Source organism: Streptomyces sp. NBC_00080 (assembly GCF_045041255.1).
Classification (GTDB): Bacteria; Actinomycetota; Actinomycetes; order Streptomycetales; family Streptomycetaceae; genus Streptomyces; species Streptomyces coriariae.
Genome location: NZ_CP108235.1, coordinates 1,528,644 through 1,554,168 on the forward strand (window position 1 = coordinate 1,528,644; position 25,525 = coordinate 1,554,168).

The window sequence follows — 25,525 nt, forward strand, 5'->3', positions numbered from 1 at the left end:
GGGGCCAGCGTGTCACGCGGCGTCGGCGATACGACGGGGGCATCCTGTGGGCACGGGCGATCGCGGGGGCAGCCGACGAGAAGGAGTCACGCGGATGTCGTCTCAGGGCGTTACGGTCGTGGCTCTCCTGGCGGATCCGGACGCGCCCACGGAGATCGCGCAGCGCATGGCCCGGACACTTCCTGCTCGGCTCGCCGACAAGTCTGGCCAGGGGCGACGGTTCGACGTCGAGGTGGTCAGTGAGCCCTTCACCGCGGGGACCGAGGACCCGCCCACCCTGATGCGCCGGATCATGGACCGTGGGAGTGCGCAGAACTGGGACATCGTCGTGGCCCTCACCGACCTTCCGCTGCACTCGCACGGGCGCAAGCTCGTGGTGGATCTGAGTCACGAACACGGCTTGGCACTGCTGTCTCTTCCTACGCTGGGGGGCTTGCGGCTGCAGACGAGGGCCCGGCGGGCCGTGGAAGAAGCCGTGCTCAGTCTGGCGGGTCCGCGGGCCACCGGGGTGGAGGGACCTCCCCGGAGTCAGCCGTTGCCGGCTCCCTTCGTCAGTCGTTTCGCGCCTATTCACCCGGGCCAGGTCGGTGCGGAGGAGACCGCTGATCTGCGGTACGTCGTCAGCGGGCCGCGCGGTTACGTGAGGGTGCTCGTCGGCATGGTCCGCGCCAACCGGCCGTGGCGCTTGGTGCCGGGACTGTCGAAAGCCCTGGCGGCCGCACTGGCCACAGGAGCCGTCGCCACCGTGAACTCCACCATCTGGAGCCTGGCCGAGTCCCTGAGCGCGCCGCGCCTCGTGATCGCCACGGTCGGGTCTGTCGTGCTCATGATCGGTTGGCTGATCGTGGACGCGAACCTGTGGCACCGAACGGCAGAGCGCTCGCCTGAGGCGAGGCAAAGGGCGAGGCTCTACAACACCTCGACGGTCATGACGGTGGGTATCGGGGTGGTCGTCTGCTACCTGGGTCTGATCGTCATCAACTTGGTGTGGGCCCTGTTCATCCTCAACGGCCAAGTGTTCGCCTCCACGACAGGAACCCCGCTCGACGCCGCGGAATACTGGACGTTGTCCTGGTTCGTCGCCTCGGTCGCCACGGTGGGCGGGGCGCTGGGATCAGGCTTGGAGAGCGACGAGGCGATCCGGGCGGCCGCCTACTCCAAGCGCGAACAGGAACGGCGCCACATGCTCCAGGACGACGGCGGCGACTAGCTGGTGACCCGCGCCGGAGATGCGTTGGTGGTCGGTGGTCGTCCGCGTACGAAGACTCCGCCGACCGATCGGTGCGTGCGTCCGCCGTCATGTTCCCGGGCCGTGTGGGAGGCTTCCTTGCCCGACGGCTGCCGCACCTCAACCAGGGCGACGCGCCCCGGCAGGGCGTTCCGGCTAGGCTCACAAGGGTGAGGTGGCTGCGGGCCTTCGGGGAGGTGGTGCGATCCGGGCTCACGATCGAGGAGACGCGGCTGGAGCCCCTGCTCGCGTTGCGCACGGCCGCTGGGGTGGCGATCGTCGTCGGGTCGGCGCTGTGGCTGGTCTCCCCTGCGTATGCCGCGTCCGCCGCCCTCGGCGCCTACTCCGCGGGTGGTGCCACCTTCCAACGCACCTGGCGTCCACGCAAGGTGATCGCGCTCGGCGCGGGCGCGGGTCTGGCGCTCAGCACCTTCGTGGGCTACCTGGCGGCGGGGCGACTCGTGACGTTCCTCCCGCTGCTGGCCGTATGGGCCTTTGCCGCGGGAATGGCGTGGGCCGTCGGATCCACCGCTGGGATCGTCGCAGCGACGACCGTGGGCAGCATGCTGGTGACCATCACCTTGCCCACGAGCGTCGGGCGAGCCCTGGAGCACGCCGGGGTCATCGCACTCGGGGGCGTGACGCAGGCCGTGCTGATCCTGCTGTTCCCGATCCGGCGTTGGGGAGCGCATCGTGACGCGCTCGCCGACGCCCTGGCCGCCGTGGCGGACTACGCTCGCCGGTTGCGGCACGACCCGACCGCCCCGTTCGACCCCGAGCCGTTGATGACGGCCCGGGACGCGGCCGCCGTGACGCCGTCACAGGCTCGCACCCGTCCCTCCGTCCTCCACGGCCCCCGGGGCCTCGCCGAGCGCATTCGGCCGGTCGTCGCCGCGCTCGCCGACCCGGACGTGGGCGCCCCGGCGGAGGGACCCGGGCGGGACCGCGCACGGGAGTTGCTCGACGCGGCCGCCGACGTCCTCGATGCGGCCGCCCGGTCGATCCGCCGCGGCACTCCCGCCGAGGTGCGGCCCGGGAGCACGGACGTCCTGCGCGTCGACGAGGCGCACGAGGTGCTGGAGGGACCCGCACGGCAGGCCGCCGAGCGGCTCGTGGAACTGCTCGGCGAGGCGTTGGAGATCGCCGGCTGCGGCGGCGCGCGCGGGAGGACGCCCACGCCGCCCGGCCCCGCGGGCACCCAGTTCCTCATGCGCCCGACGATGTTCCGGCTGGTCCCGGTCGTCGTCCGGGCGGTCCGCCGTGAGCTCCGGCGGGACTCGCCCGTGTTCCGGCACGCCGTCCGCGTGGCGGCGGTGGCCACGCTCGGCTACCTGATCGCCACCCGGCTCCCCCTGGGCCACGGCTACTGGGCGCCCATCGCCTCGGTGATGGTGATGCGGCCGGACTTCCACCGGACGTACGCGCGGGCGGTGGCCCGTCTCGCCGGGACCCTGGCGGGGGTCGCGCTTGCCACCGCGATGGTGCGGGCCCTGGGCCCGGACGCCCATGTGTTCGCCGCGCTGGCGGTGGTCTCGGCGGGCCTGTCGTACACGCTGATCCGTACCGGCTACGCCTACTCCCAGTGCTTCACTGCCGCGTACGTCGTCTTCCTGCTCGGCATGGGTGGCGAGGCATGGGAGCAGACGGTCCCGGAGCGCGTGGTGCTCACCCTGCTCGGCGGGGCCCTGGCAATGCTGGCGTACGTGGTGTTCCCCGCATGGGAGACGCCCAAGCTGGCGGGCCGGCTTGCGGACTGGCTCGCCGCCAACGGCCGCTACGCGGCCGCGGTGCTCCGCAACCACGCCGAACCGACCCGGGAGCATCACGCCGACCTGCGCAGGGCACTCCTGGCAAGCAGGGAGGCACGGGCCGCCTGGCAGGAGGCATACGACCAGGCAAGGCAGGAACCGGTCCGCCCCAGGGGCCTGACCGCGCGCGAGGCGCAGGAGGCGCAGGAGGCGCTCCAGGGGTTCGGCCGGGCGGCGATGCTCATGGAGAGCCACGTCCCGCGGGCCGACAGCCGTTCCGTCCCCGAGGCGGAGCGGTTCGCCGAGGCTCTGGAGGCGGACACCGCGCAGGCGGCAGTCGACGTGCGCGAGCACAGGAATCCGGACTGGGGGCGCGTCGAGGAAGCGCTGCACGCGTGGGAGGACGCCGCCACCGAGGACCGGAGTCCGGTGGTGCGGCGCGGGGCGGAACTGCAGAAGCGGGCCCTGGAGGACCTCGCGACAGCCGTGAGCCGCACACCCCTGGAACGGGACGTCGGCTCTGCTCGCGAGGACCAGCGGATGCGGGCTGCCGTGGCGGCGGAAGGCGACGGATCAGGCACCGCGCACCAGGGCGGGTGACGACTCCGGCGACGGGGAGCGCCGCGCCTCCTCGAGCGGCAAAGGACCCTCCCGGCCGCGTCGGGTGCCGCCCCACGTACGCCGCTGCCGCCAGGCTCGCCTCGGCACTCGACCCGCGGGACGTCGACCAGCGGTTGCCGTAGCCGACGTCCTCAGTGCTGCCGCCCGAGGCGTGGACGGGTCGGGCGGCAGCACCGCGGCAACCAGCCTCATGCGTCCGGACCACCGCGCTCGACGAGCCGGCTGTGCGCACGGCGTCGAGGGCGATCCTGCGCGTTGCGGCCGACCCGGCTGCCCGGTCATGGTGCCCGTGGCGGAGACGACCTGTCGTCGCCTCTCCCACGCCGTCGTCTGCCGGAACCGTCAGGATCCGGCGTCGACGCGTGAGACGAGGTCGGTGATGCGGGACCACATCTCCGGCGCAGGGTTCAGGGCCGGCGTCCCCCGACGCTGACGTAGGCGAACCCCTCCCCCTCGCGTGGCGCCCGGGTCCAGGACCGGGTGGTGAAGGTGTGGAGCCTGCCCTGGGTCAGCGCGAAGCGGGGCAGCGAAAGCCCGAGTTCGGTGTGCAGGGCCTCCAACACGCGCAGTTCGTTGTCCTGTTCGCCGTCCTCCGGGCGGAACAGCCTTGCGGGGTCCAGGGCCTCGGGAATCGCGCCGGAGCGCCGGATCTCCGCACCCCGAACGGTGAACGCGTAGAGCTCCTCGCCCTGTTCGGCCACGGACAGGTGGAACGCGGCCGGCCGGTCGCCCGGGGACGAGTGCCTCGGGTCGCGCCACACGACCACCGCGCGGCCGGACGCGGAGGCGGCCCGGGCGGGGGAGGAAAACAGCGTGCCGAGGTGGTGGGAGCAGCCGTCGAAGGCGAAGGCCCATGCTTCGGCGGTGCGGCCGACGGCCACCACGGCCCGGTCCTCCCAGAGTTCCACGCCCTCTCGTTCGTGGGGCCTGGGCGCGCGCCTGGACGCCTCGCGCGGATCCGCGGGCGCGCTCAGTTCGGCGCCCTCCTCTCCTATCAGTGCGGGCAGGCGGGCGGGGTCGATCCCCTCCACCCAGACACAGCGATAGCCTTCGGGCGACCGGCCGTTCGGCGCCGGCTCCGTCAGCCAGGCGAGGCCCGGCGGGTCGAGATCGGGCACCGGCTCGGGAGCGGGTCCCGCTTCCCCGTCCCGTGGCGTCGCAAGGATCTCGCGTCCACGCTCCGGGGTGATCAGCGCACCCAGGACCGGATCGGCGAGCAGGCCGATCGGGGCGACCAGCGAGGGCCCGGGCGCCTCCCACCGCGGGAGCGCGTCCCGCAGGGTCCGCCACGCGGCGTCGGTCGCCCCCCAGCGGGCCGCCTCCCGGGCCTCGGAGACGGCCCGGCCCCACGGGCCGGGCGGCGCGTAACGATGCGTGCCGTCCCGCACCGCGCCCAGTACGGCCTCGGCGGCCTCCCGGGGGACCCCGCGGGCGGTCACCATCCCGAGCCAGTGGTCGTCCCCGCCCAGCCGCCATTCGCCGCGGGCCGGCGTCATGGCCGCCACGGGAAGGATCTCGGGCAGGTAGCGCGGGTCGGCCACCAGGAAGCCGTAGTCCCGGGAGCTGCGCGGAGCCGACAGATGCCGGAGCTGGTTCAACAGGACGCCGCTGTGCGGCCGTCCGAAGGACAGCGCCTCCTCGACCAGGGGCAGGGCCTCCTCGTACCGTCCACGCAGGGCCAGCAGGCGGGCCTCCTCCACCTGGGCGTCCTGGGCGCGCGTGGTCGCGTTGACGAAGTCGGGTCGCTCCGCCCGGTCGGCGTGGAAGCCGCGGTACATGGCCTCCATGTACGCGCGGAACGACGGGTAGCGGTCCGGGAATTCACCGCTCCAGCCTTTGTGGACGTACAGCGCCCACTCTCCGTCCTGGTCGCTGTCGCCCGGGTCGAGCAGGGCGTACGACATGTCGGAGTCCGTCTCCAGCCGTAGGGCCCGTTGCCACATCCCGGCCAGCAGGACGTCCTCCTCGCGCGGGTGGTCGCCCAGATTCTCCTCGTACAGCGGGGTCATGTCGTACGGATCCTCGAACCAGCCGATGTCCGCGACACCGCCGAGCTGGTAGACCCCGGCCGTCTGTTCCACGTGCCACCCGTCGCTCGCGGCCAGGAACTCCCGGTACGAGGTCGGCAGCCGCCGCCCCAGCCGCTCCTCGGCCGCGGCGATCGCCGGCTCCTGCGCCCCGGGCCTGCCCAGGTGGAAGGCGCTCCGCCCGCCGTCGTCCTCGTCCTTCGCCTCCTCGTCCTCGTCCGCGCGCGGGACCCACTCCTCCTGCCAACGCCCCAGGAAATCCTGCCAGTTGAAAGACTCTCCGCTCATGGCCGGATAGTGCCATCCGGCACTGACAACGGCGCCCCGAAGCGCCCGGCCTTCCGTTCGCACAGGGACAGCGCACGGCCTGCGGCAGGCGCCGCGCAGCCCGGCGTCCGCCGCCCGAGGGTGCGGCCCGTGCCGGACGTGCCGGCGGAGGGAGGAGGTGCCGGCGCATCGAGACCTCGTACACCTCTCTCACCTGGGTACTTCCGGGACCGCCGGTGCCCGTCGGGGCAACTCGGCCTGCCCTGACGGCTCCTGACGGATGCCGTCCGCCCCCGTAGCGTCGAGCAGTGAGTATTTGGACTTCCCTCGAACCTTCCTCGGCCACGGTGGATCCCGGTGACAGCACGACCGTGCGGCTGCGACTGCGCAACACCGGTGACGTCGTCGACGAGTACCGCTTCGAGCCCGTCGGCGACCTCGCGCCCTGGACCACGGTGGAGCCTGCTTCCCTGCGGCTGTACCCGGGCACGACGGGGACGGTGGAGCTGACCTTCGCACCGCCGCGCACGCCCGACGCGACGGCCGGCCCGAACCCGTACGCGATTCGGATCACGCCGACCGAGCATCCGGAGTCGACGACCGTTCCCGAGGGGAATCTGACGATCTCGCCCTTCACGGAGATACGGGCCGAACTCGTCCCCCCGACGGTGAAGGGCCGTTTCCGGGGACGGCCGAAGCTGGCTGTCGACAACCTGGGCAACACGAAACTGACCGGGTCGCTGAGCGGCAGCGACAACGGTGACCAGCTGTCGTACGAGATCCACCCGAGCAACTTCCAGATCGAGCCCGGCCGTGCCGCGTTCGTCAAGGCCACGCTGAAGCCTCGGCAGATCATCTGGTTCGGGTCCAAGACGGAGCGGCCGTACACCCTCGCGGTGAAACGGTCGGGGGTGACGCCGCTCGCCGTCGAGGGCACCTATGTGCAGCGGAGTTTCCTGCCCGGCTGGCTCACCAGGCTGTCCGGGATCCTCCTGGCGCTCACGATCGCCTTCGTGATGCTGTGGATCGCCTACAAGCCCCAGGTCACCAGCACCGCCCGGGAGTTGCAGGAGGCCGCCGTCAGCACGCTGGCGCCCTCCCCTTCGGCTCCGCAGGCGCCGCCGTCGGCACCTGCCGTGTCGGCCCCGCCCGCCGCGGCGGACACACCTGCCGCGTCGGCCTCGGCACAGAACGGCGGAGGCGGCGGCGCGGCGTCTCCACCGGTCAAGAAGAAGACCCCGAGCGTGCTGCCGGCGTCCGCCATCATGCTGCGCAACCCGACCACCAAGATGTGCGCCGACCTCCCCGCCGGCGACGACGCCGACTCGGCGGGCCGGGTGGTACAGGCCACCTGCGACGAGAACACCGCCGGCAGCCAGCGGTGGAACCTGGAGGTGAAGTACCCGAAGCTGGGCCCCGGCGGTTCGGCTCTCTTCCAGATCCGCAACGTCGAGGACCAGCTGTGCGTGGATCTGCCGGACTACGGCGCCAAGCCCATCAGGTCGCCGATCCTGGAGTACGCCTGCGCCGGAACGACCGCCGACAACCAGCTGTGGTGGCTCGACAAACAGGACGACGGCAACTACTGGATCCGCAACTACGCCAGCAACAACGCCTGCCTGGACGTCGCCGGATACAGCACCGGCGGCAACGGAGAACACCTCACGCTCTTCACCTGCTCCAACACCGACGACCAGGAGTGGCAGATCATCCGTCCCTCGGATTCCTGAGACACCCCCTCCCCGGACCTGTCACCGTCGACGACGCCGAGCGGACAAGCGGCTCGGCGCGGGTGTGCGGGAGTCGATCCGGGGGAGAGGTGGAGGGACATGAGCACACCGTTCGCAGGGATGATGGCGGCATGGCCGAGGACACGGCCGCGCCGTGCACCACGCACACCCGCCCGCGCCGCAGTACCCGGACGCACCGGAGGTGCCATGTCCGCTGACCCGTACGCCGGCGGAGTACGCCGCGCCTTCCGGCCCCGGGTGCCCGCCGCCTGGTGGCCGGCGCTGCGGCGTACACCGGTGTCCCTGTGGAACGACGACATCACGGACTACGCGGCGGCACTGACGTACTACGCGATCCTCGCCGTGCTCCCCGCGATGATGGTCACCGTCCTCGCGTTCGGGCTGATCAGCCCGGACACGGCGGAGGAATTCGTCAGCCACGTCACGATGTACGCCCCGGCCGAGTCCGGCGCCGACCTGCACGCCGTGCTGTCCCGTGCGCTGGGCGCCGACCGGGGGGCGTGGCCGCTGCTGGTGGCCGGAGCGACGAGTGCGCTGTGGTCGGCCTCCAGCTATCTCGCCGTCTTCCGTCGCGCCCTGCACCACATGCACCGGACCGAGGACCGGCGCTCGCCCTGGCGCAAGGCGCCCCGCATCCTGCTGACCGCCCTCGCGCTGCTGGGACTGCTCCTCGCCGGTTCCCTCGTCCTGTTGCTCACCGGTCCGCTGGCCGAGGCGGCGGGCCGGGTCGTCGGCGTGGACGCCACCGCGACCTGGGCCTGGAGCGTGCTGCGCTGGCCGCTGTTGCTGTGCCTGGTCGCCCTCCTGGTCGTGGTCGTCTTCCACACCGGCCCGCCCCCGGCCCGCCTGCGCGGGCACAGTCTGCCCGGCGGCGTTCTGGCAGCCGCGCTGTGGCTCGTGGTCTCCGCGGGCTTCGCCTGGTACGCCTCGGGCCTGAGCGCGTACAGCAGGCTCTACGGCTCGCTCGCCGGCGTCGTCGTCTTCCTCGTCTGGCTGTGGTTGTCCAACCTCGCGCTGCTGACCGGGGCGCAGTTCGCCGCGGAACTCTCCGCGCCGCACGGTCAGGACCCGGGCAAGCCGTCACGCGTGCCGTAGCACCGCGCGGGCGGCGGGTGGGGGACGGAGCCGGGGCGAGGTGGTGGGCCCGGCAGTCGGCGCCCGGGTCACGTGATGGCATGGTGCCTGCGGAGTGCGGCAGTTGCCGACGGAGTCGTTGCGGGCGGCCGTGAACCCGGAGCGAGGCGGAGCAGCGTTCGGCCGCCGGGCACCACCGGTGTGGTGCCCGGCGGCCGACGTGCCGTCAGCCGGTGGGCATCAGGACGGTGTCGATGATGTACACGTGGGCGTTGGCAGTCCTGACGTTGCCGCAGACCACCTTGGCGGAGTCGTTGACGGTGTAGGACTCGCCCGAGCCCGAGGTGGTCACCTTCGACTTCTCCAGGGTGTCGAAGGAGCCGTTCTCCAGGTCCTTCGGGGTCAGCTTCTGGCCCACCACGTGGTAGGTGAGGATCTTCGTCAGCTGGGCCTTGTCGTTCAGGACCTTGTCCAGGGTGGCCTTGGGGATCTTGGCGAAGGCATCGTTGGTCGGGGCGAACACGGTGATGTTCTGGGCGTTGTTGAGGGTGTCGACCAGGCCCGCCTTCTTCACCGCGGTCACCAGCGTGGACAGGGCCGGGTTGTTGGACGCCGCGGTGGCCACCGGGTCCTGGGCCATCCCGTCGAAGGAGCCGGCCCCGCTCGTGGGCACCGACGAGCAGGCCGGACCGAACGGCTGGTCCGCGGTGGAGGCGCTGCCGGAGCCGCCCATGCCGTCGTCGGAGGAGGTCGCCGAGGCCGACGTCTTGCCGGCGGAGTCGGCGCCGGCGGAGTCGCTGCCGTCGTCCGAGCAGGCGCTCAGCGCCAGCGGCAGAACGGCGGCGGCGGCCACGGTCAGGGCGACACGGCGGATACGGGTGTTCATGGGGTTTCTCCTGTTGGTTGCCGCAGCGAGCGCTGCGTTCCTACGGGGGGGTGGGAGTGTGGTCGGGGGACAATGGCTCGGAGAGGGGCTCGGGGACGGTCAGGCGACGGTGACCACGACGGAGTGCCGGCCGCTGGCGCCGTCGGGCACCGTGCGGGCGCGTTCCGCGGTCTGCACCGCGCCGGTGCGGTCGGTGGCGCGGACGGTGAGGGTGTGGGCGCCCTTGGTGGCCTGCCAGGGGTAGGACCACTGGCGCCAGGTGTCTCGGGAGTCCTCGGCGGCGAGGTGGGCCTGGTGCCAGGGGCCGTCGTCGACGCGGATCTCGACCTTGTCGATGCCTCGGTGCTGGGCCCAGGCGACCCCGGCGACCATGACGGTGCCGGCCTCGGGGCGGGCGAACGGCTTGGGCGTGTCGATGCGGGACTGGGTCTTGACCGGCGCCCTGCGGGCCCACTTGCGGGTGACCCAGTAGGGGTCGTAGGCGTCGAACGTGGTGAGCTCGATGTCCTTGATCCACTTGCAGGCGGAGACGTAGCCGTAGAGGCCGGGCACCAGCATGCGGACCGGGAAGCCGTGCTCGAAGGGCAGCGGTTCGCCGTTCATCGCGACGGCGAGCAGCGCGTCGCGGCCGTCCATCACGTCCTCGACGGGACTGCCGAACGTCATCCCGTCCACCGACCGGGCGACCAGTTGGTCGGCGGGTCCTCCCGCAGAGGGAGGCTCGACCCCGCACTCGGCCAGCAGGTCGGCCAGGCGTACGCCGATCCACCGGGCGTTGCCCACGTACGGGCCGCCGACCTCGTTCGACACACAGGTGAGCGTGATGTCGCGCTCGATCAGGTCCCGCCGCAACAGATCGTCGAAGGACAACGTGAGCGGGCGGGCGACCCCTCGGCCGTGGATGCGCAGCCGCCAGGCGGTCGCATCGACCTTGGGCACCACCAGCGCGGTGTCCACCCGGTAGAAGTCCTGGTTGGGCGTCGTGAAGGAGCTGACCCCGGGGATCCGCACCTGTGCGCCTGCGGGCACCTCGGGGGCGGGCGAGTCCGGGGCGGGCAGTACGAGGTCCTTGCGGGAGGCGGCCGCGTCGCGGCCGCTCGACCCGACCAGGGCCCGGCCGAGCGCTCCGGCCCCGACGGACGCGGCCACGGCCGCGCTCGCCGCGAGCACGAACTCGCGGCGTTCCCGCTGCGGCCTCCGGAACGTGTCGCCTTCCGCGGCCCCGGGCCCGCTCGGCGCCGGTCCCCGGATCCGGAGGCGGCCGACAAGGAGGAACAGAAGGCCGGCTCCGACGACCGCACCCGCGGCGGAGGGCAGCGTGTCGGTGAGTCCCGTGCGATCCGGGCGGCTGATCGCCGCTGCCGCGCCCACGGCACCGAAGAGAAGCACTCCGGCGGACCCGGTCCGCCGATATCGCAGCGCGAGAACCCCCAGGGCGAGGGCGAACAGCGCGAGTACGACAAGGATTCCGAGCTGGAGAACGAGTTTGTCGTTGCTCCCGAAATTCCGGATCGCCCACGTTTTCACGGACGCGGGCGTGCGGTCGATCGCCGCACCTGCGACCACGACGACCGGACCGGCCTGCGGACGCACCCACCCCGACACCAGTTCCGCGACAGCGAGCGCGGCGAATCCCGCGATGACGCCGCTGAACGCACCGAGCGCCGGCCGCGTCCGGTCACCGGGATTGCGCTGTTTCTTCTCGCTGTTCGTCACGTGGGGAATCCGGGCCTGAACACGGGACGGATTGGTCGATCACCCGATCGGAGAATTTCTCTTCCTGGACCAATCCGCGTCCGGATCCGCAACGGACAGACCTTTATGGGGAAAAGCGCGGCGCGGCGGCCGAGCGGAGCCCCGTGCGACCTTCGTGCACCGGCCTGGAAAAGTTACCGACCGGTCGGTATCGTGCCCGGCATGACCACCGTCGCTCCGGACCCGCGCGCGGGCCGCCACTGCCACAGCACACTCAACTCGCTGCACGCGACGCACTACTTCTCCCCCGACGTGGGCCGGGAGCTGGGCGCGCTCGGCGTCACCCACCCGCGGGCCGTCAACTTCGCCGTGCGGGCGGCCGCGTTGGGGCCGGTGGGAGCCGGCGCGGTGACGGCGACCTTCTACAACTACAAGCACACACTCGTCGCCCGCCACGTGCCCGCGGTCTGGGAGTCGGCCACGCCCGAACAGGTCCTGGCCGCACGCACGCGCGCCGTCGACTCGACGCTGCGCCGCCAGCTGGGCGCGGACGTGGTCGCGTCCGCGGAGATGGCGGAGGCGGCACGGCTCGCCCTGCGCGCCACCGAGGCCTGCTCGCGCGGCGCCCGGCCCCTGTACTCGGCCCACGCCGACCTGCCGGTCCCCGAGGAGCCGCACCTGGCGTACTGGCACGCGGCCACGCTGCTGCGCGAGCACCGGGGCGACGGGCACCTCGCCGTGCTGATGGCCGCGGGACTCGACGGCCTGGAAGCCATGGTGACCCACACGGCTACCGGCAAGGGCATGTCTCCGAAGTGGGTGCTCGACACCCGCGGCTGGAGCCGGGAGGACTGGGACGCGGCGGCCGGCCGGCTGCGGGAGCGCGGCCTGCTGGAGAAGGACGGGGAGCTGACCGAGCAGGGCCGCGCGCTGCGCCAGGAGATCGAGCGGGAGACGGACCGGCTGGACCGCGCCCCGTACGCACACCTGGGCGCGGAGGGCGTGGCCCGGCTGACCGAGCTCGGCACGGGCTTCGTACGCACCGCGCTCGCCGCCGGCGCCTTCCCGGCGGATCTGCTGGCCAAGCGCTGACCTTCCGGACGGCGCCGAGGGGAGCGGGGGCCCTCGGCGCGCCGCGCCGGTACCCCCTCAGCGCACGGCCGCCTCCGTCATCCCCGGCTGGTCGAACTGCGTCCGGTGCAGCTCCGCGTACCGGCCGCCGGCCGCGAGGAGTTCGTCGTGGGTGCCGCGTTCCACGACCCGGCCGGACTCGACGACGAGGATCAGGTCGGCGGCGCGCACGGTCGACAGCCGGTGGGCGATGACGATCGCCGTACGGTCCGCGAGGGCCTCGGCGAGGGCTTCCTGGACGGCCGCCTCGGACGTGTTGTCGAGGTGCGCGGTGGCCTCGTCGAGGATGACGACGCGCTGGCGGGCCAGCAGCAGCCGGGCGATGGTCATGCGCTGGCGCTCACCGCCGGAGAGGCGGTAGCCGCGTTCCCCGACGACCGTGTCGAGGCCGTCGGGAAGGGAGCGGACGAGGTCGTCGAGGCGGGAGCGGCGCAGGGCGTCCCACAGTTCGTCCTCGGTGGCCCCGGGACGGGCCAGCAGCAGGTTCGCGCGGACGCTGTCGTGGAAGAGGTGGCCGTCCTGGGTGACCATGCCGAGGGTGGCCCGCAGGGAGCTCGCGCTCAGGTCACGGACGTCGACCCCGCCGATGCGGACGGCGCCCGCGTCGACGTCGTACAGGCGCGGCAGGAGCTGGGCGACGGTCGACTTGCCGGCGCCCGAGGAGCCGACGAGGGCGACGGTCTGCCCGGGAGCGGCGCGGAAGGAGACGCCGTGCAGGACCTCGGCGCCGCCGCGGGAGTCGAGGGCCGCGACCTCCTCCAGGGAGGCCAGGGAGACCTTGTCGGCGGACGGGTAGCCGAAGCGGACCTCGTCGAACTCGACGGAGACGGGGCCCGGCGGCACCTCGCGGGCGTCCGGCTTCTCCTCGATCAGCGGCTTCAGGTCGAGCACCTCGAAGACCCGCTCGAAGCTGACCAGCGCGCTCATCACCTCAACCCGGGCCCCGGCGAGGGAGGTCAGCGGGGCGTACAGACGGGTCAGGAGCAGGGCGAGGGCGACGACGGCGCCCGGTTCGAGGGTGCCGTTCAGCGCGAGATGGCCGCCGAGGCCGTAGACGAGGGCGAGGGCCAGGGCGGAGACGAGCGTCAAAGCGGTGATGAAGACCGACTGGGCGGTGGCCGTACGGACGCCGATGTCCCGGACGTGGGCGGCCCTGGCCGCGAACTCCGCCGACTCCTCCTCCGGTCGGCCGAACAGCTTGATCAGCGTGGCGCCGGGCGCGGAGAAGCGCTCGGTCATCCGGGTGCCCATCGCCGCGTTGAGCGTGGCCGCCTCGCGCTGCATGCCCGCCATCCGGCTGCCCATCCGCCGGGCCGGGAGCACGAAGACCGGCAGCAGCGCCAGCGCGAGCAGGGTGACCTGCCAGGACAGCGTGAGCATGACGGCAAGGGTGAGCACCAGGGTGACCAGGTTGGAGACCACGCCGGAGAGGGTGTTGCTGAAGGCGCGCTGGGCGCCGATCACGTCGTTGTTGAGTCGGGAGACGAGCGCTCCCGTACGGGTACGTGTGAAGAACGCGACCGGCATCCGCTGCACATGATCGAACACGGCCGTGCGCAGATCGAGGATGAGTCCCTCCCCCAGCGTCGCCGAAAGCCTCCTGCCCAGGATGCCGAGCGCCGCCTCCAGCACCGCGATGACCGCGATGAGCAGCGACAGCCGGACGACCGCGTCCGCGTCGCCGTGCGACACGATCGCGTCGACGACCCGTCCGGCGAGGACGGGGGTGGCGACGGCCAGCAGCGCGGTCAGCACCCCCAGCAGGACGAAAGTGGCGATCCGGCGGCGATGCGGGCGGGCGAATGCGCCGATGCGGCGCAATGTCACCCGGTCGAAGGGGCGGCGTTCCTGCCGGGCGTTCATGACGCTGTAAAGCTGCGTCCAGGCGGTGCTCTCCATGCTCATGGGAGTGACCGTAGGACCTCAAGCAACCTTGAGGTCAACCTTCTTGCCGCATCCCGTCGGACAGCGGACCAGGCACAGGATCAGACGAGGGACCCGATGACCGTACGTAATGTTCCGTCCCCGCTTCCGCAACCCGCCGTTGGCGCCGTGCCGAGAACCTCTCCGAGTGTGACAGTGGTTCCCGTTCCCCTTGTTCCCGTTCACCTCCCCCCAGCCAGGCCGGCCCGGCGCGTGCCGGTGCGTCAGGTCCTCTGTCTGCTTCCGCTCCTGCTCGTCACCGTGGTCGCGGTGCGGCACCGGTCCGTTCTCGTCGAGGGCTTCGCGCAGTTGCGGAGCGCGCAGTGGCCCTGGCTGCTGGCCGCACTCGGAGCGACCTGTCTGACGTGGGTGGCGGCGGCCGTCACCCGGCAGGGCGCGGTGGTGGAGCGGCTGCCCGGACGTCGGCTGCTGGCCGCGCAGTTCGCGGCCGGCGCGGCCAACCACCTGCTGCCGACAGGGCTGGGCGCGAGCGCGGTCAACCTGCGGTTCATGACCGTGTGCGGAGTGCCCCTGGCCCGCTCCTCCGCGGCCCTCGCGCTGTATCTGATGGCGGAGGGCGTGGCCCGGGTGGGCCTGCTGACCGTGCTGCTGCTCGTCTTCCCCGACGCGCTGCGGATCGGCTCCCTGCTGCCCGGCGGGGCGCTCGGCCCGCTGCTGGGCGTCCTCGGGGCGGCCGTGCTGGTGGTGGCGGGCGCGCTCGCCCTCGTGCGGCGGCTGCGGTCGGCGGTGTGCTCCTTCCTGCGCACCGCACTGGGCGAGGCGCGCTCGGTGCACTCCCGTCCGGCCCGGGCGCTGGCCCTGTGGGGCGGCTCGCTGGCGTTCCCGGTGCTCCAGGCGGCCGGTCTGGCCGCGGTGGGGCAGGCGTTGGGGCTGCCGGTGCCGGTGGCGCACATGGCGGTCGCGTACCTGGCGGCGACGGTGGCGGTCGCGCTGGTCCCGACGCCGGGCGGGATCGGTTCGGTGGAGGCGGCGCTGATCGTGGCACTGGTGGCGGCGGGCGGTCCGGTGGCCCTGGCCACCGCCGTGGTGCTCGGCTACCGGATCATCACGGTGTGGCTGCCGCTGGTGCCGGGGGCGCTGACGCTCGGTGTGCTGGTACGGATGAAGGTCATCTGAGGCACCCGCGAGGCCTGGGCCGCCTCACGCCCGGACGCTCACGTGGACGGGACCGTCCCCCGGGTCGACCCGGTGCGTCCAGCCGGCCGGCAGGCGCAGGGTGCGGTTCGGCAGGGCGGCCGTCCACAGCCGTTCCCTGTGCAGCACGCGCCCGTTCTGGGTGACGTGCAGGACGGGGCGGGTCAGTCGGGTCGCGGTGCGCAGGACGTAGGGGAGGCGGTCCGCCGGAGTGACGCGGTTCGGGGCGACCCAGCGCAGCGGCGGGTCCACGAGGAGCGGCACGGCGTCGGCGCGGTCTGCTCGCTCGGCTCGCTCGGCTCGCTCGGCGCCCGAAGGACGACCGGTGGCCGCGAGGTGGTCGAGGACGGCACCGGCGGCGTGGGTGCCCTCACGGACCGCGGTCGCCGCGCTCTCCACGGCGTGCAGCACGCTGCCGACGGCGAAGACACCGGGGCGTGAGGTGCGCAGGGCACCGTCGACGGCCGGGCCGCGGGTGCCGGGGTCCAGGATGAGCCCGCCGCGCCGGGCCAGTTCGTGCTCGGGGACGAAGTCGCCGGTGAACACGACGGTGTCGCAGGGCAGTACGGCCGTACGGCCGTGGCGGTGCCGCACCCGCACTCCCGACAGGCGGCCCTGGCCCAGCAGTTCGGCGACCGCGGTGCCGGTGAGGAGCGGAGTGCCATGGCGCAGCCGGGAGTCGGCGGCGCGGGCCGGGGTGGTCTGCGGGCCGGGGAGGTCGGTGAGCATCGCCACGACCGTGGCTCCGGCGGCCCGTACGGTGTCGGCGGCGGCGTACGAGACGTCCTCCGCGCCGACCACCACCGCGCGGGTACCGATCCGCTGCCCGTAGAGGTGTACGGCCTGCTGGAGTTCGCCGGTGGTGTAGACGCCGGCCGGGCGGGTGCCGGGCACCAGACGGGCCGCTCGGGGGCGTTCGCGGGCACCGGTGGCCAGGACGACCGCCCGTGCGGTGATCGTCCCGGGCCCTTCGGCTCCGAGGGTGTGCAGGGCGAGGGGGCCGGCCCAGTCCAGGGCCGTCACACCGGTGCGGACGGTCGCGCCCGCCTCTCGGGTCGCGGTGACCAGCAGCCGGGCGTACGCGGGGCCGGTGAGGGGATGCAGCAGGGTGCCGTAGCCGCCGTGCGCGCAGTGCCGCGGCGCTCCCCCGGCCCGTGTCTCCCGGTCCACGATCTCGACGCGGCCCGCTCCGGCGGCGGCGAGCCGGGCGGCGGTCGCGAGGCCCGCGGGGCCCGCGCCGACGACCAGGACGTCGACCCGGCGTGCTCCGGTCGTTTCCGGGTCGGTCATCTGCGCTCCGGTCGATTCCGGGCCGGTCATGTCCGCGCCTCCTCCAGCAGGGCCCGCACGGCCGCCCCGCAGTGGAAGCCCTGGCAGCGGCCCGCGCGGGCCCGGGTGCGGCGGCGCAGTCCGTCGAGGGTGCGCGGCGGGATCGTATCGGCGAGGGCGTCGCGGATCGCCCCCCGGGAGACGCGTTCGCAGTGGCAGACGAGGATGCCGTACTCGGGGCCGGTCCGCTGCCGGTTCATCCGGACCGGTCGCAGTTCGCGCACCGGTCCCGCGTCGAGGCCGGTCCCGGTCTCGAGCAGGCCCACGACGTGGGCGGCGATGGCGAGGGACGCGGTCAGACCGGTGGAGCGGATCCCGCCGACGGTGACACCGGCCCGACCGGGGTGGACGGTGATGCGGTAGTCGTCGTGCTCGGTGGCGGCGCGCAGTCCCGCGTAGACGGCGGTGACCTCCTCGTCGAGGAGGCCGGGCAGGATGCGGCCGCCCCGCGCGCGCAGTCCCGCGAGGCCGTCGGCCGTGGAATGCGTGGCCCGTTTGTCGTCCAGGTCCTCGGCGGTGGGGCCGAGCAGGACGTTGCCGTACACCGTGGGGGCGACCAGTACGCCCTTGCCCAGTGCCGTGGGCACGGGCAGCAGGATGTGGTGGACGAGATCGCGGGCGAACGTGTCGAAGACGACGAGCTGGCCGCGGCGCGGGGTGACGGTGAAGTCGTCGTGGCCGAGCAGCCGGTCGAGCGCGTCGGCGTGCAGACCGGCCGCGTTGACGAGGAAGCGGGCGCGCAGGGTGCCCCGGCCGGTGTCGATCAGATGCGTGTCGCCCTGCCGGTCCACCTGTCGGACAGGGGAGTCGAGGTGCAGGTCCACGCCGTGCCGCACGGCCTGGGTGGCGTACGCCAGCGGGGTCGTCCAGGGGCAGATGACGCTCTCGCCGGGCACGTGCAGGGCACCGAGCGCGCCGGGCCCCAAGTGTGGTTCGCGTGCGTACAGTTCGGCGGCCCCGATCAGACGCGCGTCCTGGTACTCGTTGCGCTCGGCCTTCTCCGCCAGGCGGGGCAGGGCGGCGAGCTGCTCCTCGTCCCAGGCCACGAGCAGCGCGCCGACCGGCTCGACGGGGATGCCCGACTCGGCGGCGTACGCGGCTAGCAGGGCGGCGCCCTCACGGACCAGGCGGGCCTCCAGCGAGCCGGGGACCGCGTCGAAACCGGTGTGCAGGATCGCGGTGTTGGCCTTGGACGTGCCCTGGCCGATGTCGTCCTGGGCCTCGACGAGGGCCACCTTCAGGCGGGGCCGGCGGGCCAGTTCGCGCGCGATGGCGCAGCCGACGACCCCGGCGCCGACGATCACCACGTCGTACGGCGCCGTGGGCAGCGGCCCGTCGGAGGTCACCGTCATACCGGCTCCCTCTCCAGCAACACAGCTACGGCTCCTCGGAATTCGCCCAGCCGCCGCGCCGCCTCCGCCGCCGGGATGCGCGGCTCGTACGCGGCCGAGGGCCTGCTGTCGGGCAGCGCGTCGGCGACGCTCAGACCGGGGGTGACGCCGAGGCGGGCCAGGGCGCCCGCGCCGAGGGCGGTCGCGTCGGGCAGCGGGGACACCTCGACGCGGCACTGTGCCAGGTCGGCCTGGGTCTGCATGAGCAGGGCCGAGCGGGTCAGGCCGCCGTCGACCCGCAGGGTGGACACGGGCGTGCCGAGGTCGGCCGCCGCGGCCTCGGCCAGCTCCACGATCTGTGCGGCCAGGCCCTCGCACAGGGCGCGCACCAGATGCCCAGGGGTGGTGTCCAGGCCGAGTCCGGTGAGGGAGCCTCGCAGGTCGCCGCGCCACCAGGGGGCGGCCAGTCCGGCGAGGGCGGGCACGAAGGTGACGCCGCCGCTGTCGGGCACGGTGGCGCCGACGGTGTCGAGGTCGGCGGCGCCCTGGATGACCCCGAGGCCGGTGAGCCAGCGCACGGCGGAGGCGGCGGTGTACACCTGGCCGTCGAGACAGTAGGCGGTACGTCCGCCGAGCCGCCAGGCGACGCAGCCGACCAGTCCGGAGGCGCTGCGGCGGGCCGTGTCGCCGGTCGGCGCCAGCAGGAACGCCCCTGTGCCGTAGGTGCATTTGGCGACGCCGGGGGTGGTGACGCGTTGGGCGAACAGGGCGGCCTGCTGGTCGACGGCGAGGCCGGTGAGCGGGATCTCCGGGCCGAACGCGCGGGTCGTGCCGACCGGTCGGGCGTTGTCGACGATGTCCGGGAGCCGTTCGCCGGACAGGCCGTAGAGGTCGAGGGCGCGCGGCGACCACCGCGAGCGGTCCAGGTCGAGCAGCTGGGTGCGGCCCGCGGTGGCGGCGTCGGTGACATAGGCGCCGGTCAGTCGGTGGACGAGCCAGGCGTCGCTGGTGGTGACGACCCCCTCGGTGGTGAGGTGACGTCGTATCCAGGCCATCTTGGGGGCGGCGAAGTACGGGTCCAGGGGCAGGCCGGTGAGGTGGCGCAACTCGTCTGCGTGCGGCTCCAGTTCGGCGCAGACGGAGGCGGCCCGGCGGTCCTGCCAGACAAGGGCGTCGGTGAGCGGACGGCCCGTGGCCGGGTCCCAGGCGAGGACGGTCTCGCCCTGGTTGGCGAGGCCGAGCGCCACGACGGGCTCGCGGGCCTCGGCCAGCGCGTGACGGCCGGCGGCGACGACCGAGTCGTACAGCGCGCCGGGGTCGACCTCGGCCAGCCCGCCGGGTGGGTAGCGGGGGTGCACGGCGGCGAACCCGGTGCCGATCACGCCTCGTTCGGGGCAGATCACCAGGGCCTTGGTGCCGGAGGTGCCCTGGTCGACGGCGAGTACCGGACCCGTCATCGTGCCCTCCCTCGGTGATCGGTCGGTGATCACGGGGCGCCAGCCTGCCGTCGGGCCACGGGTCCCGTCAAGAGGCCCCCGACCAGCGGCGACCCGACCCTCGTTCGCTGGCTGATGGCCAGTCAAATGAGTTGTGCAAAAGGAGAGTTGGATCGAGCGGGAAACGAGTGTGACGCGTTTGCGGCGCCTCTATAGTGACGGCCGACCGACGCGATCTCCTCATCCGCCGCTCCATCCGCCGCCCCGAGGAGGGCTGTTGTTACTCCACTCTGCCGTCGTGCCGGTACCACGCCCGCGGGCAGGTGGCTGATGACGAGAGACGGAGCACGGCCGGCCTACGACCCCGCCGGGCACGACGGCGAGCTGCGGGCCGCTCTCCAGGAGGTCCGCACCGGGCGCTGGCTGTCGATGCGCGTCCTTCTGGAGCGCACCACGGCGTGGTGCCAGTGGACGCGGCGCACCCAGGTGCTGGCCGCCGCGGCGGCCGGGACGGACGTGGTGCGGGCCTGGCTCGCCGAGGAGCCGCACAGTGTGCCCGCCACGGTGATGCAGGCCCGGGTCGCCGTCGAGCGGGCGCTGCGGGCGCATCGCGAGCGCCATCTGCGCACGCACGAACTGTGGATCGAGGCCTGGGACCTGAGCCAGTCGGCGGCCCGGTCGGCGCCGCCGGACCCGGTGCCGTGGGTGTGCCTGCTGGCGCTGGCCCAGCTGGACCGCAGACTGCTGTGGGCGGAGCACCGGGCGGCGCCGCCCGAGCCGAGCCTCCCGCCGGGCCCGTGGGGGCTGCTGGACGAGGCCGGCCGACGCGATCCGCACAACCGCGAGGCGCACCACCGCATGCTCCAGTTCCTGTACACGCAGGCGGGCTCCGGGCGGCTGGCCGGGGCGGCGGGCTTCGCGCACCGGGTCGCGGGCACCGCACCACCCGGTTCCGCGCTGCACGTCCTGCCGCTGTACGTGCGGGCCGAGCGCTACCGGCGCGGTGACGGGCGCGGCGCCGCCCTCGACCTGCACTGGGTGGCCGAGGACGCGACCCGGGAGGCACTGCGGGCGCGGGAGGGGTGGTTCGACCGCGCCGGTCCCGCCGAACGCTCGCCGCTCGACCTCAACCACCTGGCGCACGCCCTGTGGGGAGCGCTCCGCTTCGCCGACGCGGCCGAGGTGTTCGACGCGATCGGCCCGTACTGCACGCCGCTTCCCTGGGCGTACCGCGCCCCGGCCCCGGGGGATCACGCGGAGGCCGTGCAGGTGTTCCTCCAGGCCCGTACGCGCAGCCGGCCGCCGGCGCGGAGGCCCGGTTCCTGACACCGTCCGCGTCCCTCGCTCATCACCCTCCGCCCCTCCGCCCCTCCCCCTGCACTCCTCCCACTCCCTCCCCAGCTGCCCCGCGCTCCCCGTGGCCCGTCCTTCTCCGGAGGTTTGTCATGTCCAGCGTCTCCGATCCCTCGGATCTGCCCGGCTTACCCGCCACTCCCGCCGTACCCGCCACTCCCGTCGTACCCGGTCCCGACGAGGAGCAGCGGCTGCGCGAACTCGGCTACCGGCCGGTGCTGGCCCGCCGGATGGGGGGCTTCGGCAACTTCGCGATCAGCTTCTCCGTGATCTCGATCCTGTCCGGCTGTATGACCCTGTACGGCTTCGGCATGGGCGCGGGCGGCCCCGCGGTGATGCTCTGGGGCTGGGCGGGCGTCGGCCTGTTCGTGCTCTGCGTCGGGCTCGCGCTGGCCGAGGTCACCAGCGCCTATCCGACCTCCGGCGCCCTGTACTACATGGCCGACCGGCTCGGCGGCCGGCGCTGGGGCTGGTACACCGGCTGGCTGAACCTGCTCGGCCTGCTCGGCGCGATCGCCGGCATCGACTACGGCGCCGCGCTGTTCGTGGGCGCGTTCGCCCATCTCCGCTGGGGCTTCGAGCCGACGCCTGAGAAGACGATGCTGATCTTCGTGGCGATCCTGCTGCTGCACGCCGTGCTGAACCTGTTCGGGGTCCGCCTGGTCAGCGTCCTCAACTCCGTCTCCGTCTGGTGGCACCTGGCGGGTGTGGGGCTGATCGTCGGCGCGCTGTGGATCGTCCCGGACCACCACCGGTCGCCGTCGTTCGTGTTCACCGAGTTCGTGAACGACACCGGCTGGCACAACCCGGTCTACGTGGCCGCGATCGGGCTGCTGCTGGCCCAGTACACGTTCTCCGGCTACGACGCCTCCGCCCACCTCTCCGAGGAGACCTCCAACGCCTCGGTGGCGGCGGCCAAGGGCATCGTGCGCTCCATCTGGGTGTCGTGGCTCGCGGGCTTCGCGCTGCTGGCGGGGCTGACCTTCGCCGTCCAGGACTACGCCGCCACCCGCGCCACCGCCACCGGCGTGCCGCCCGCGCAGATCCTGCTCGACGGGCTGGGCACCGACGGCGCGAGCGCGCTGCTGGTCGTGGTGATCACCGCCCAGTTGTTCTGCGGGAACGCCGAGGTCGCCGCCGCCAGCCGGATGGTCTTCGCGTTCAGCCGGGACCGGGCGCTGCCCGGCTCGGATCTGTGGCGCAAGGTCAGCAGCCGTACCCAGACGCCGGTCGCCGCCGTGTGGCTGTCGGTGGCGGTCGCGGGTGTGCTCGCCCTGCCGTCCCTGTACTCGGCGACGGCGTACGGGGCGGTCACCGCCATCAACGTCATCGGCATCACGCCCGCGTACGCCATCCCGGTGCTGCTGCGGCTGCGCGCCGGGGACCGTTTCCGGCCGGGGCCGTGGCATCTGGGCCGCTGGAGCCGTCCGGTCGGGTGGGTCGCCGTGGTGTGGGTGGCCTGTGTGACGGTCCTGTTCTGCCTGCCCCAGTCGTCGCCGGTGACGGTGGACACGATGAACTACGCGTCCGTGGCGCTGGCCGTCGTACTGCTCCTCGCCACGGTGTGGTGGTTCGTGGCCCGCCGTTCGTACGGGACGCCCACCACGGCGGCCTACGGATCGGACCGCGAGCAGGCCGAACTGGCCGAGGGAATCGTCTGAGCTGCGGGATCCCGCCACCGCGACCGGATCCTCGGGTACGAACTCCCGTGCCGGATACGGCAGGATGAGCGGTCGCGCCCGCTGCGCTGACGGCGGGCGCGACCGCACATCCCGGAACCGAACAGGTGACATCGTGACGAGACTTCACATCCGGCCGTCGGCGACCCCCCGTGCCGCGGATCGACTTCCCGGAGGTGACCGGTGAACCGCGCCCTGACCCTGGACGACTCGGTCATCGCCGGAATCGCCCTGGCCACCGGCCTGTTGGCCGCCTTCCTGTCCCGCACGCTGCTGCGCTGGCTGGCGAAGCACGCCAAGCGCACGAGGTGGAGCGGCGACGACGTCGTCGTGGACGCGCTGCGCACGGTGGTGCCGTGGTCGATGATCGCCGGTGGCGCGGCGGCCGCGGCAGCGGTGCTGCCGCTGACGAAGGCCGTCCAGCACACCGTCAACCAGTGCCTGACGGTGCTGCTGATCTTCGTGGTGACCGTGTCGGCGGCGCGGGTCGTCGCCGGGCTCGTGCAGTCGGTGACCTCCTCGCGCTCCGGAGTCGCCGGGTCGGCCACGATCTTCGTGAACATCACCCGGATCCTGGTCCTGGCGATCGGTTTCCTGGTGGTGCTCCAGACTCTGGGCATCTCCATAGCCCCGCTGCTCACCGCCTTGGGCGTCGGCGGTCTGGCCGTCGCGCTGGCCCTCCAGGACACCCTCGCGAACCTGTTCGCGGGCATCCACATCCTGGCCTCCAAGACCGTCCAGCGCGGTGACTACATCAAGCTGAGCAGCGGCGAGGAGGGTTATGTCGAGGACATCAACTGGCGTCAGACGACCGTGCGCGCCCTCTCCAACAACCTCGTCGTCATCCCCAACGGGCAGCTCGCCAAGACGAACATGACCAACTACATGCGTCCCGAGCAGCAGTTGACGATCCTGGTGCAGGTGGGCGTGGCCTACGACAGTGACCTGGAGCAGGTGGAACGGGTGACCTCGGAGGTCATCGCGGAGGTCATGACGGGCGTCGACGGCGCCCTCCCGGACCACGAACCCGCCATCCGCTTCCACACGTTCGGCGACTCGCGGATCGGCTTCACGGTGATCCTGGGCGTCGGCGAGTTCAGCGACCAGTACCGGATCAAGCACGAGTTCATCAAGCGGCTGCACCGCCGCTACCGCGAGGAGGGCATCCGGATCCCGGCGCCGGCCCGCACGGTGGCGTTGCAGTCGGGCACGGTCGTCATCCCGCAGCAGCGGACCGGCGACGACTTCGTGCAGGGCGGGATGACCGCCCTGCACGACTGACGGCGGCCGAGGGCGTCGGCCGCCGGGTCAGAGCGTGGCCGAGTTCTCGTGCCAACGCGCGCCCGCCTGCCGGCGCGGGGCGGTGAGGGACGGCGTCACCGGGGAGACCGTCCAGTCCGGATGGCCGGGCATCCTCGGTGTCGTCGTGCCGTACAGCCAGTCCTGCAGAAAGCCCGACACGTCCTGCCCGCAGGTGTGCGAGGCGATGGCGATGTAGTCCTGCGTCGACGCCGAGGAGTTGCGGTGGCGGGCCAGGAAGGCCCGCTCGACCGCGTGGAAGGCGTCCTCGCCGATGAGCTGCCGCAGCGCGTACAGGACGAGGACGCCGCCCAGGTAGCGCTGGCTGTCGAAGAGGTTGGCCGCGTTCGGCGCGGCGACCGGGCCGGAGCTCTTGCGCCACTGGTCGCCGCGCGCGTAGGTGTCCTTCATCCGGGCCTCGAAGGTGGTCAGGCCCAGGGAGTCCGCCCAGCCCCGCTCGTAGCGGTAGAGCAGCCCGTAGAAGTCGGCGTGGCCCTCGTTGAGCCACAGGTCGGCCCAGGTGGCGGGGCTGACACTGTTGCCGAAGTAGGAGTGGACCAGCTCGTGCATCATGTGCGAGCCGATCTTCGGCTCCGCCTGGAGCAGATAGTTCGGCTTGTACAGGGTGAGGGTCTGCGTCTCCAGGCCCGTGAAGTCGAAGGCGCTCGGGTCGTCGGAGTTGCAGGGCAGCAGTCCGTACGTCTCGAACGGGTAGGCCCCCAGCCGTTCCTCGATCCACTCGACCAGGCCCGGGGTGAGCGCGAGGGCGGGCTCCAGGGCCTCGGCCCGCGCGGTCGGGACGACGTCGCGCAGCGGCAGTCCGTGCGGCCCCCGACGCTCCTTCACGACATAGTCGCCGACGGTGATCTGCACCAGCTCGGTGGCGATCGGCGAGCGGGAGCGGTAGGTGTACGCGGTCCGGTCGCCGGCCAGATCCTCGGTGCACACCGGCGAGCCGCTCGCGACGGCCCGCAGGGCGGACGGGACGGTGATGCGGAAGGTGAAGTCCGCCTTGTCCGACGGGTGGTCGTTGCAGGGGAAGACGGTGTGCGCCGAGTCCGGCTGGGGACAGATCGCGAACCCGTCCGCCGTCGGCACCCACGCGGTGTGCGCGAGCGCACGGCGCGGGTCCGCCGTGTACGTCACGCCCACGGTGACCCGGGCCCGGGCGGGCAGCGGCCGGGCCGGGGTGATCCGCAGTTTTTCGTCCACCTGTTCGAAGGTGGCCGTGCGGCCGTCGACGCGGACCGTGCGTATGTCCAGACCCAGAGCGTCCAGCGAAAGGCGGGTGAGGGCCCGGGTGGTGCGCAGTTCCAGGGTCGCCGAGGCGTCGACCAGGGCGGTCGAGGGGTCGTAGGAGAAGTCGAGGTGGTAGGCGTCGACGCGGTAGCCGTCGTTGCCGAGGGCCGGGAAGACAGGGTCGCCGAGGGTCTCGGGAGCCGTCTCGGGAACGGTCTCGGGGGCCGGGGCGTCATCGGCCCTCACGCCCGCGTACGCCGGGTTTCCCCCGGCCTGAACCGCCGTCGTGCCGATCAGTGCGGCCACCGGGGCCGTCACTCTGCTGCGATATCTCATGGTCCGCTTTCGCTCGG

At 72.9% G+C, this 25,525-nt stretch carries 17 protein-coding genes; 9 read left to right on the plus strand and 8 right to left on the minus strand.

Features of this window, described 5'->3' with window-relative positions; genetic code table 11:
- Positions 1 to 94: 94 nt before the first annotated feature.
- Together OHU34_RS06825 and OHU34_RS06830 are read left to right on the plus strand one after the other, a co-directional pair.
- On the plus strand, positions 95 to 1,210 hold the full coding sequence (locus OHU34_RS06825; RefSeq protein ID WP_200839872.1) for a hypothetical protein: 1,116 nt from the start codon (positions 95 to 97) through the stop codon (positions 1,208 to 1,210).
- Positions 1,211 to 1,398: 188 nt separating this feature from the next.
- Positions 1,399 to 3,576: an FUSC family protein gene (locus OHU34_RS06830; protein WP_230196639.1), complete on the plus strand. Its 2,178-nt coding sequence runs from the start codon at positions 1,399 to 1,401 to the stop codon at positions 3,574 to 3,576.
- Between the two features lie 428 nt (positions 3,577 to 4,004).
- On the opposite strand, the gene OHU34_RS06835 is transcribed toward OHU34_RS06830, so the two are convergent.
- Positions 4,005 to 5,912: an SMI1/KNR4 family protein gene (locus tag OHU34_RS06835; protein ID WP_405765368.1), complete on the minus strand. Its 1,908-nt coding sequence runs from the start codon at positions 5,910 to 5,912 to the stop codon at positions 4,005 to 4,007.
- A gap of 287 nt (positions 5,913 to 6,199) precedes the next feature.
- Between OHU34_RS06835 and OHU34_RS06840 the strand changes: the two genes are divergently transcribed.
- Together OHU34_RS06840 and OHU34_RS06845 are read left to right on the plus strand one after the other, a co-directional pair.
- On the plus strand, positions 6,200 to 7,621 hold the full coding sequence (locus tag OHU34_RS06840) for an RICIN domain-containing protein (RefSeq protein WP_142267228.1): 1,422 nt from the start codon (positions 6,200 to 6,202) through the stop codon (positions 7,619 to 7,621).
- Positions 7,622 to 7,828: 207 nt separating this feature from the next.
- Positions 7,829 to 8,737, plus strand: a complete 909-nt coding sequence (locus tag OHU34_RS06845; RefSeq protein ID WP_142267227.1) for a YihY/virulence factor BrkB family protein — start codon at positions 7,829 to 7,831, stop codon at positions 8,735 to 8,737.
- A 205-nt stretch (positions 8,738 to 8,942) separates the two neighbouring features.
- On the opposite strand, the gene OHU34_RS06850 is transcribed toward OHU34_RS06845, so the two are convergent.
- Together OHU34_RS06850 and OHU34_RS06855 are read right to left on the minus strand one after the other, a co-directional pair.
- On the minus strand, positions 8,943 to 9,602 hold the full coding sequence (locus tag OHU34_RS06850; protein ID WP_142267226.1) for a fasciclin domain-containing protein: 660 nt from the start codon (positions 9,600 to 9,602) through the stop codon (positions 8,943 to 8,945).
- A gap of 99 nt (positions 9,603 to 9,701) precedes the next feature.
- Positions 9,702 to 11,318, minus strand: a complete 1,617-nt coding sequence (locus tag OHU34_RS06855; RefSeq protein WP_230196642.1) for a molybdopterin-dependent oxidoreductase — start codon at positions 11,316 to 11,318, stop codon at positions 9,702 to 9,704.
- Positions 11,319 to 11,519: 201 nt separating this feature from the next.
- Between OHU34_RS06855 and OHU34_RS06860 the strand changes: the two genes are divergently transcribed.
- Complete coding sequence (locus tag OHU34_RS06860; RefSeq protein WP_200839871.1) at positions 11,520 to 12,389, plus strand: SCO6745 family protein; 870 nt, start codon at positions 11,520 to 11,522, stop codon at positions 12,387 to 12,389.
- A 57-nt stretch (positions 12,390 to 12,446) separates the two neighbouring features.
- Here OHU34_RS06860 and OHU34_RS06865 read toward each other — a convergent pair whose 3' ends face one another.
- The gene (locus OHU34_RS06865) at positions 12,447 to 14,333 is read right to left on the minus strand and encodes an ABC transporter ATP-binding protein (protein WP_142267223.1); all 1,887 of its coding nucleotides are present in this window, start codon (positions 14,331 to 14,333) and stop codon (positions 12,447 to 12,449) included.
- Between the two features lie 231 nt (positions 14,334 to 14,564).
- Between OHU34_RS06865 and OHU34_RS06870 the strand changes: the two genes are divergently transcribed.
- On the plus strand, positions 14,565 to 15,488 hold the full coding sequence (locus OHU34_RS06870) for a lysylphosphatidylglycerol synthase transmembrane domain-containing protein (RefSeq protein WP_142267222.1): 924 nt from the start codon (positions 14,565 to 14,567) through the stop codon (positions 15,486 to 15,488).
- Between the two features lie 24 nt (positions 15,489 to 15,512).
- On the opposite strand, the gene OHU34_RS06875 is transcribed toward OHU34_RS06870, so the two are convergent.
- Genes OHU34_RS06875 through OHU34_RS06885 form a run of 3 tightly spaced genes read right to left on the minus strand, consistent with a single transcriptional unit; the run spans position 15,513 to position 19,623 of the window.
- Complete coding sequence (locus OHU34_RS06875) at positions 15,513 to 16,826, minus strand: NAD(P)/FAD-dependent oxidoreductase (RefSeq protein WP_405765375.1); 1,314 nt, start codon at positions 16,824 to 16,826, stop codon at positions 15,513 to 15,515.
- Entirely contained in the window at positions 16,823 to 18,187 is a 1,365-nt protein-coding gene (locus OHU34_RS06880; RefSeq protein ID WP_142267221.1) for an FAD-dependent oxidoreductase, read from the minus strand. Before OHU34_RS06880 ends, OHU34_RS06875 begins: the two co-directional genes overlap by 4 nt.
- On the minus strand, positions 18,184 to 19,623 hold the full coding sequence (locus OHU34_RS06885) for an FGGY family carbohydrate kinase (protein WP_405765377.1): 1,440 nt from the start codon (positions 19,621 to 19,623) through the stop codon (positions 18,184 to 18,186). The genes OHU34_RS06880 and OHU34_RS06885 overlap by 4 nt, the downstream gene beginning before the upstream one ends.
- Positions 19,624 to 19,932: 309 nt before the next feature.
- Between OHU34_RS06885 and OHU34_RS06890 the strand changes: the two genes are divergently transcribed.
- From OHU34_RS06890 to OHU34_RS06900, 3 genes are all read left to right on the plus strand, one after another.
- The gene (locus tag OHU34_RS06890; RefSeq protein ID WP_142267219.1) at positions 19,933 to 20,928 is read left to right on the plus strand and encodes a hypothetical protein; all 996 of its coding nucleotides are present in this window, start codon (positions 19,933 to 19,935) and stop codon (positions 20,926 to 20,928) included.
- A 119-nt stretch (positions 20,929 to 21,047) separates the two neighbouring features.
- Entirely contained in the window at positions 21,048 to 22,616 is a 1,569-nt protein-coding gene (locus OHU34_RS06895; RefSeq protein ID WP_230196646.1) for an amino acid permease, read from the plus strand.
- A gap of 201 nt (positions 22,617 to 22,817) precedes the next feature.
- Positions 22,818 to 23,915: a mechanosensitive ion channel family protein gene (locus OHU34_RS06900; RefSeq protein WP_020127481.1), complete on the plus strand. Its 1,098-nt coding sequence runs from the start codon at positions 22,818 to 22,820 to the stop codon at positions 23,913 to 23,915.
- 27 nt (positions 23,916 to 23,942) lie between these two features.
- Here the strand turns inward: OHU34_RS06900 and OHU34_RS06905 are convergent, their stop codons facing one another.
- Entirely contained in the window at positions 23,943 to 25,508 is a 1,566-nt protein-coding gene (locus OHU34_RS06905; protein ID WP_142267218.1) for a M1 family metallopeptidase, read from the minus strand.
- Between the last annotated feature and the right edge of the window lie 17 nt (positions 25,509 to 25,525).

What these genes read in the sequence shown, in the direction of transcription:
- OHU34_RS06825 (WP_200839872.1), top strand. Translation starts at nt 95, where the DNA reads ATGTCGTCTCAGGGCGTTACGGTCGTGGCTCTCCTGGCGGATCCGGAC.
- OHU34_RS06835 (WP_405765368.1), bottom strand. Translation starts at nt 5,912, where the DNA reads ATGAGCGGAGAGTCTTTCAACTGGCAGGATTTCCTGGGGCGTTGGCAG.
- OHU34_RS06845 (WP_142267227.1), top strand. Translation starts at nt 7,829, where the DNA reads ATGTCCGCTGACCCGTACGCCGGCGGAGTACGCCGCGCCTTCCGGCCC.
- OHU34_RS06850 (WP_142267226.1), bottom strand. Translation starts at nt 9,602, where the DNA reads ATGAACACCCGTATCCGCCGTGTCGCCCTGACCGTGGCCGCCGCCGCC.
- OHU34_RS06860 (WP_200839871.1), top strand. Translation starts at nt 11,520, where the DNA reads ATGACCACCGTCGCTCCGGACCCGCGCGCGGGCCGCCACTGCCACAGC.
- OHU34_RS06865 (WP_142267223.1), bottom strand. Translation starts at nt 14,333, where the DNA reads ATGAGCATGGAGAGCACCGCCTGGACGCAGCTTTACAGCGTCATGAAC.
- OHU34_RS06875 (WP_405765375.1), bottom strand. Translation starts at nt 16,826, where the DNA reads ATGACCGGCCCGGAATCGACCGGAGCGCAGATGACCGACCCGGAAACG.
- OHU34_RS06880 (WP_142267221.1), bottom strand. Translation starts at nt 18,187, where the DNA reads ATGACGGTGACCTCCGACGGGCCGCTGCCCACGGCGCCGTACGACGTG.
- OHU34_RS06885 (WP_405765377.1), bottom strand. Translation starts at nt 19,623, where the DNA reads ATGACGGGTCCGGTACTCGCCGTCGACCAGGGCACCTCCGGCACCAAG.
- OHU34_RS06890 (WP_142267219.1), top strand. Translation starts at nt 19,933, where the DNA reads ATGACGAGAGACGGAGCACGGCCGGCCTACGACCCCGCCGGGCACGAC.
- OHU34_RS06895 (WP_230196646.1), top strand. Translation starts at nt 21,048, where the DNA reads ATGTCCAGCGTCTCCGATCCCTCGGATCTGCCCGGCTTACCCGCCACT.
- OHU34_RS06905 (WP_142267218.1), bottom strand. Translation starts at nt 25,508, where the DNA reads ATGAGATATCGCAGCAGAGTGACGGCCCCGGTGGCCGCACTGATCGGC.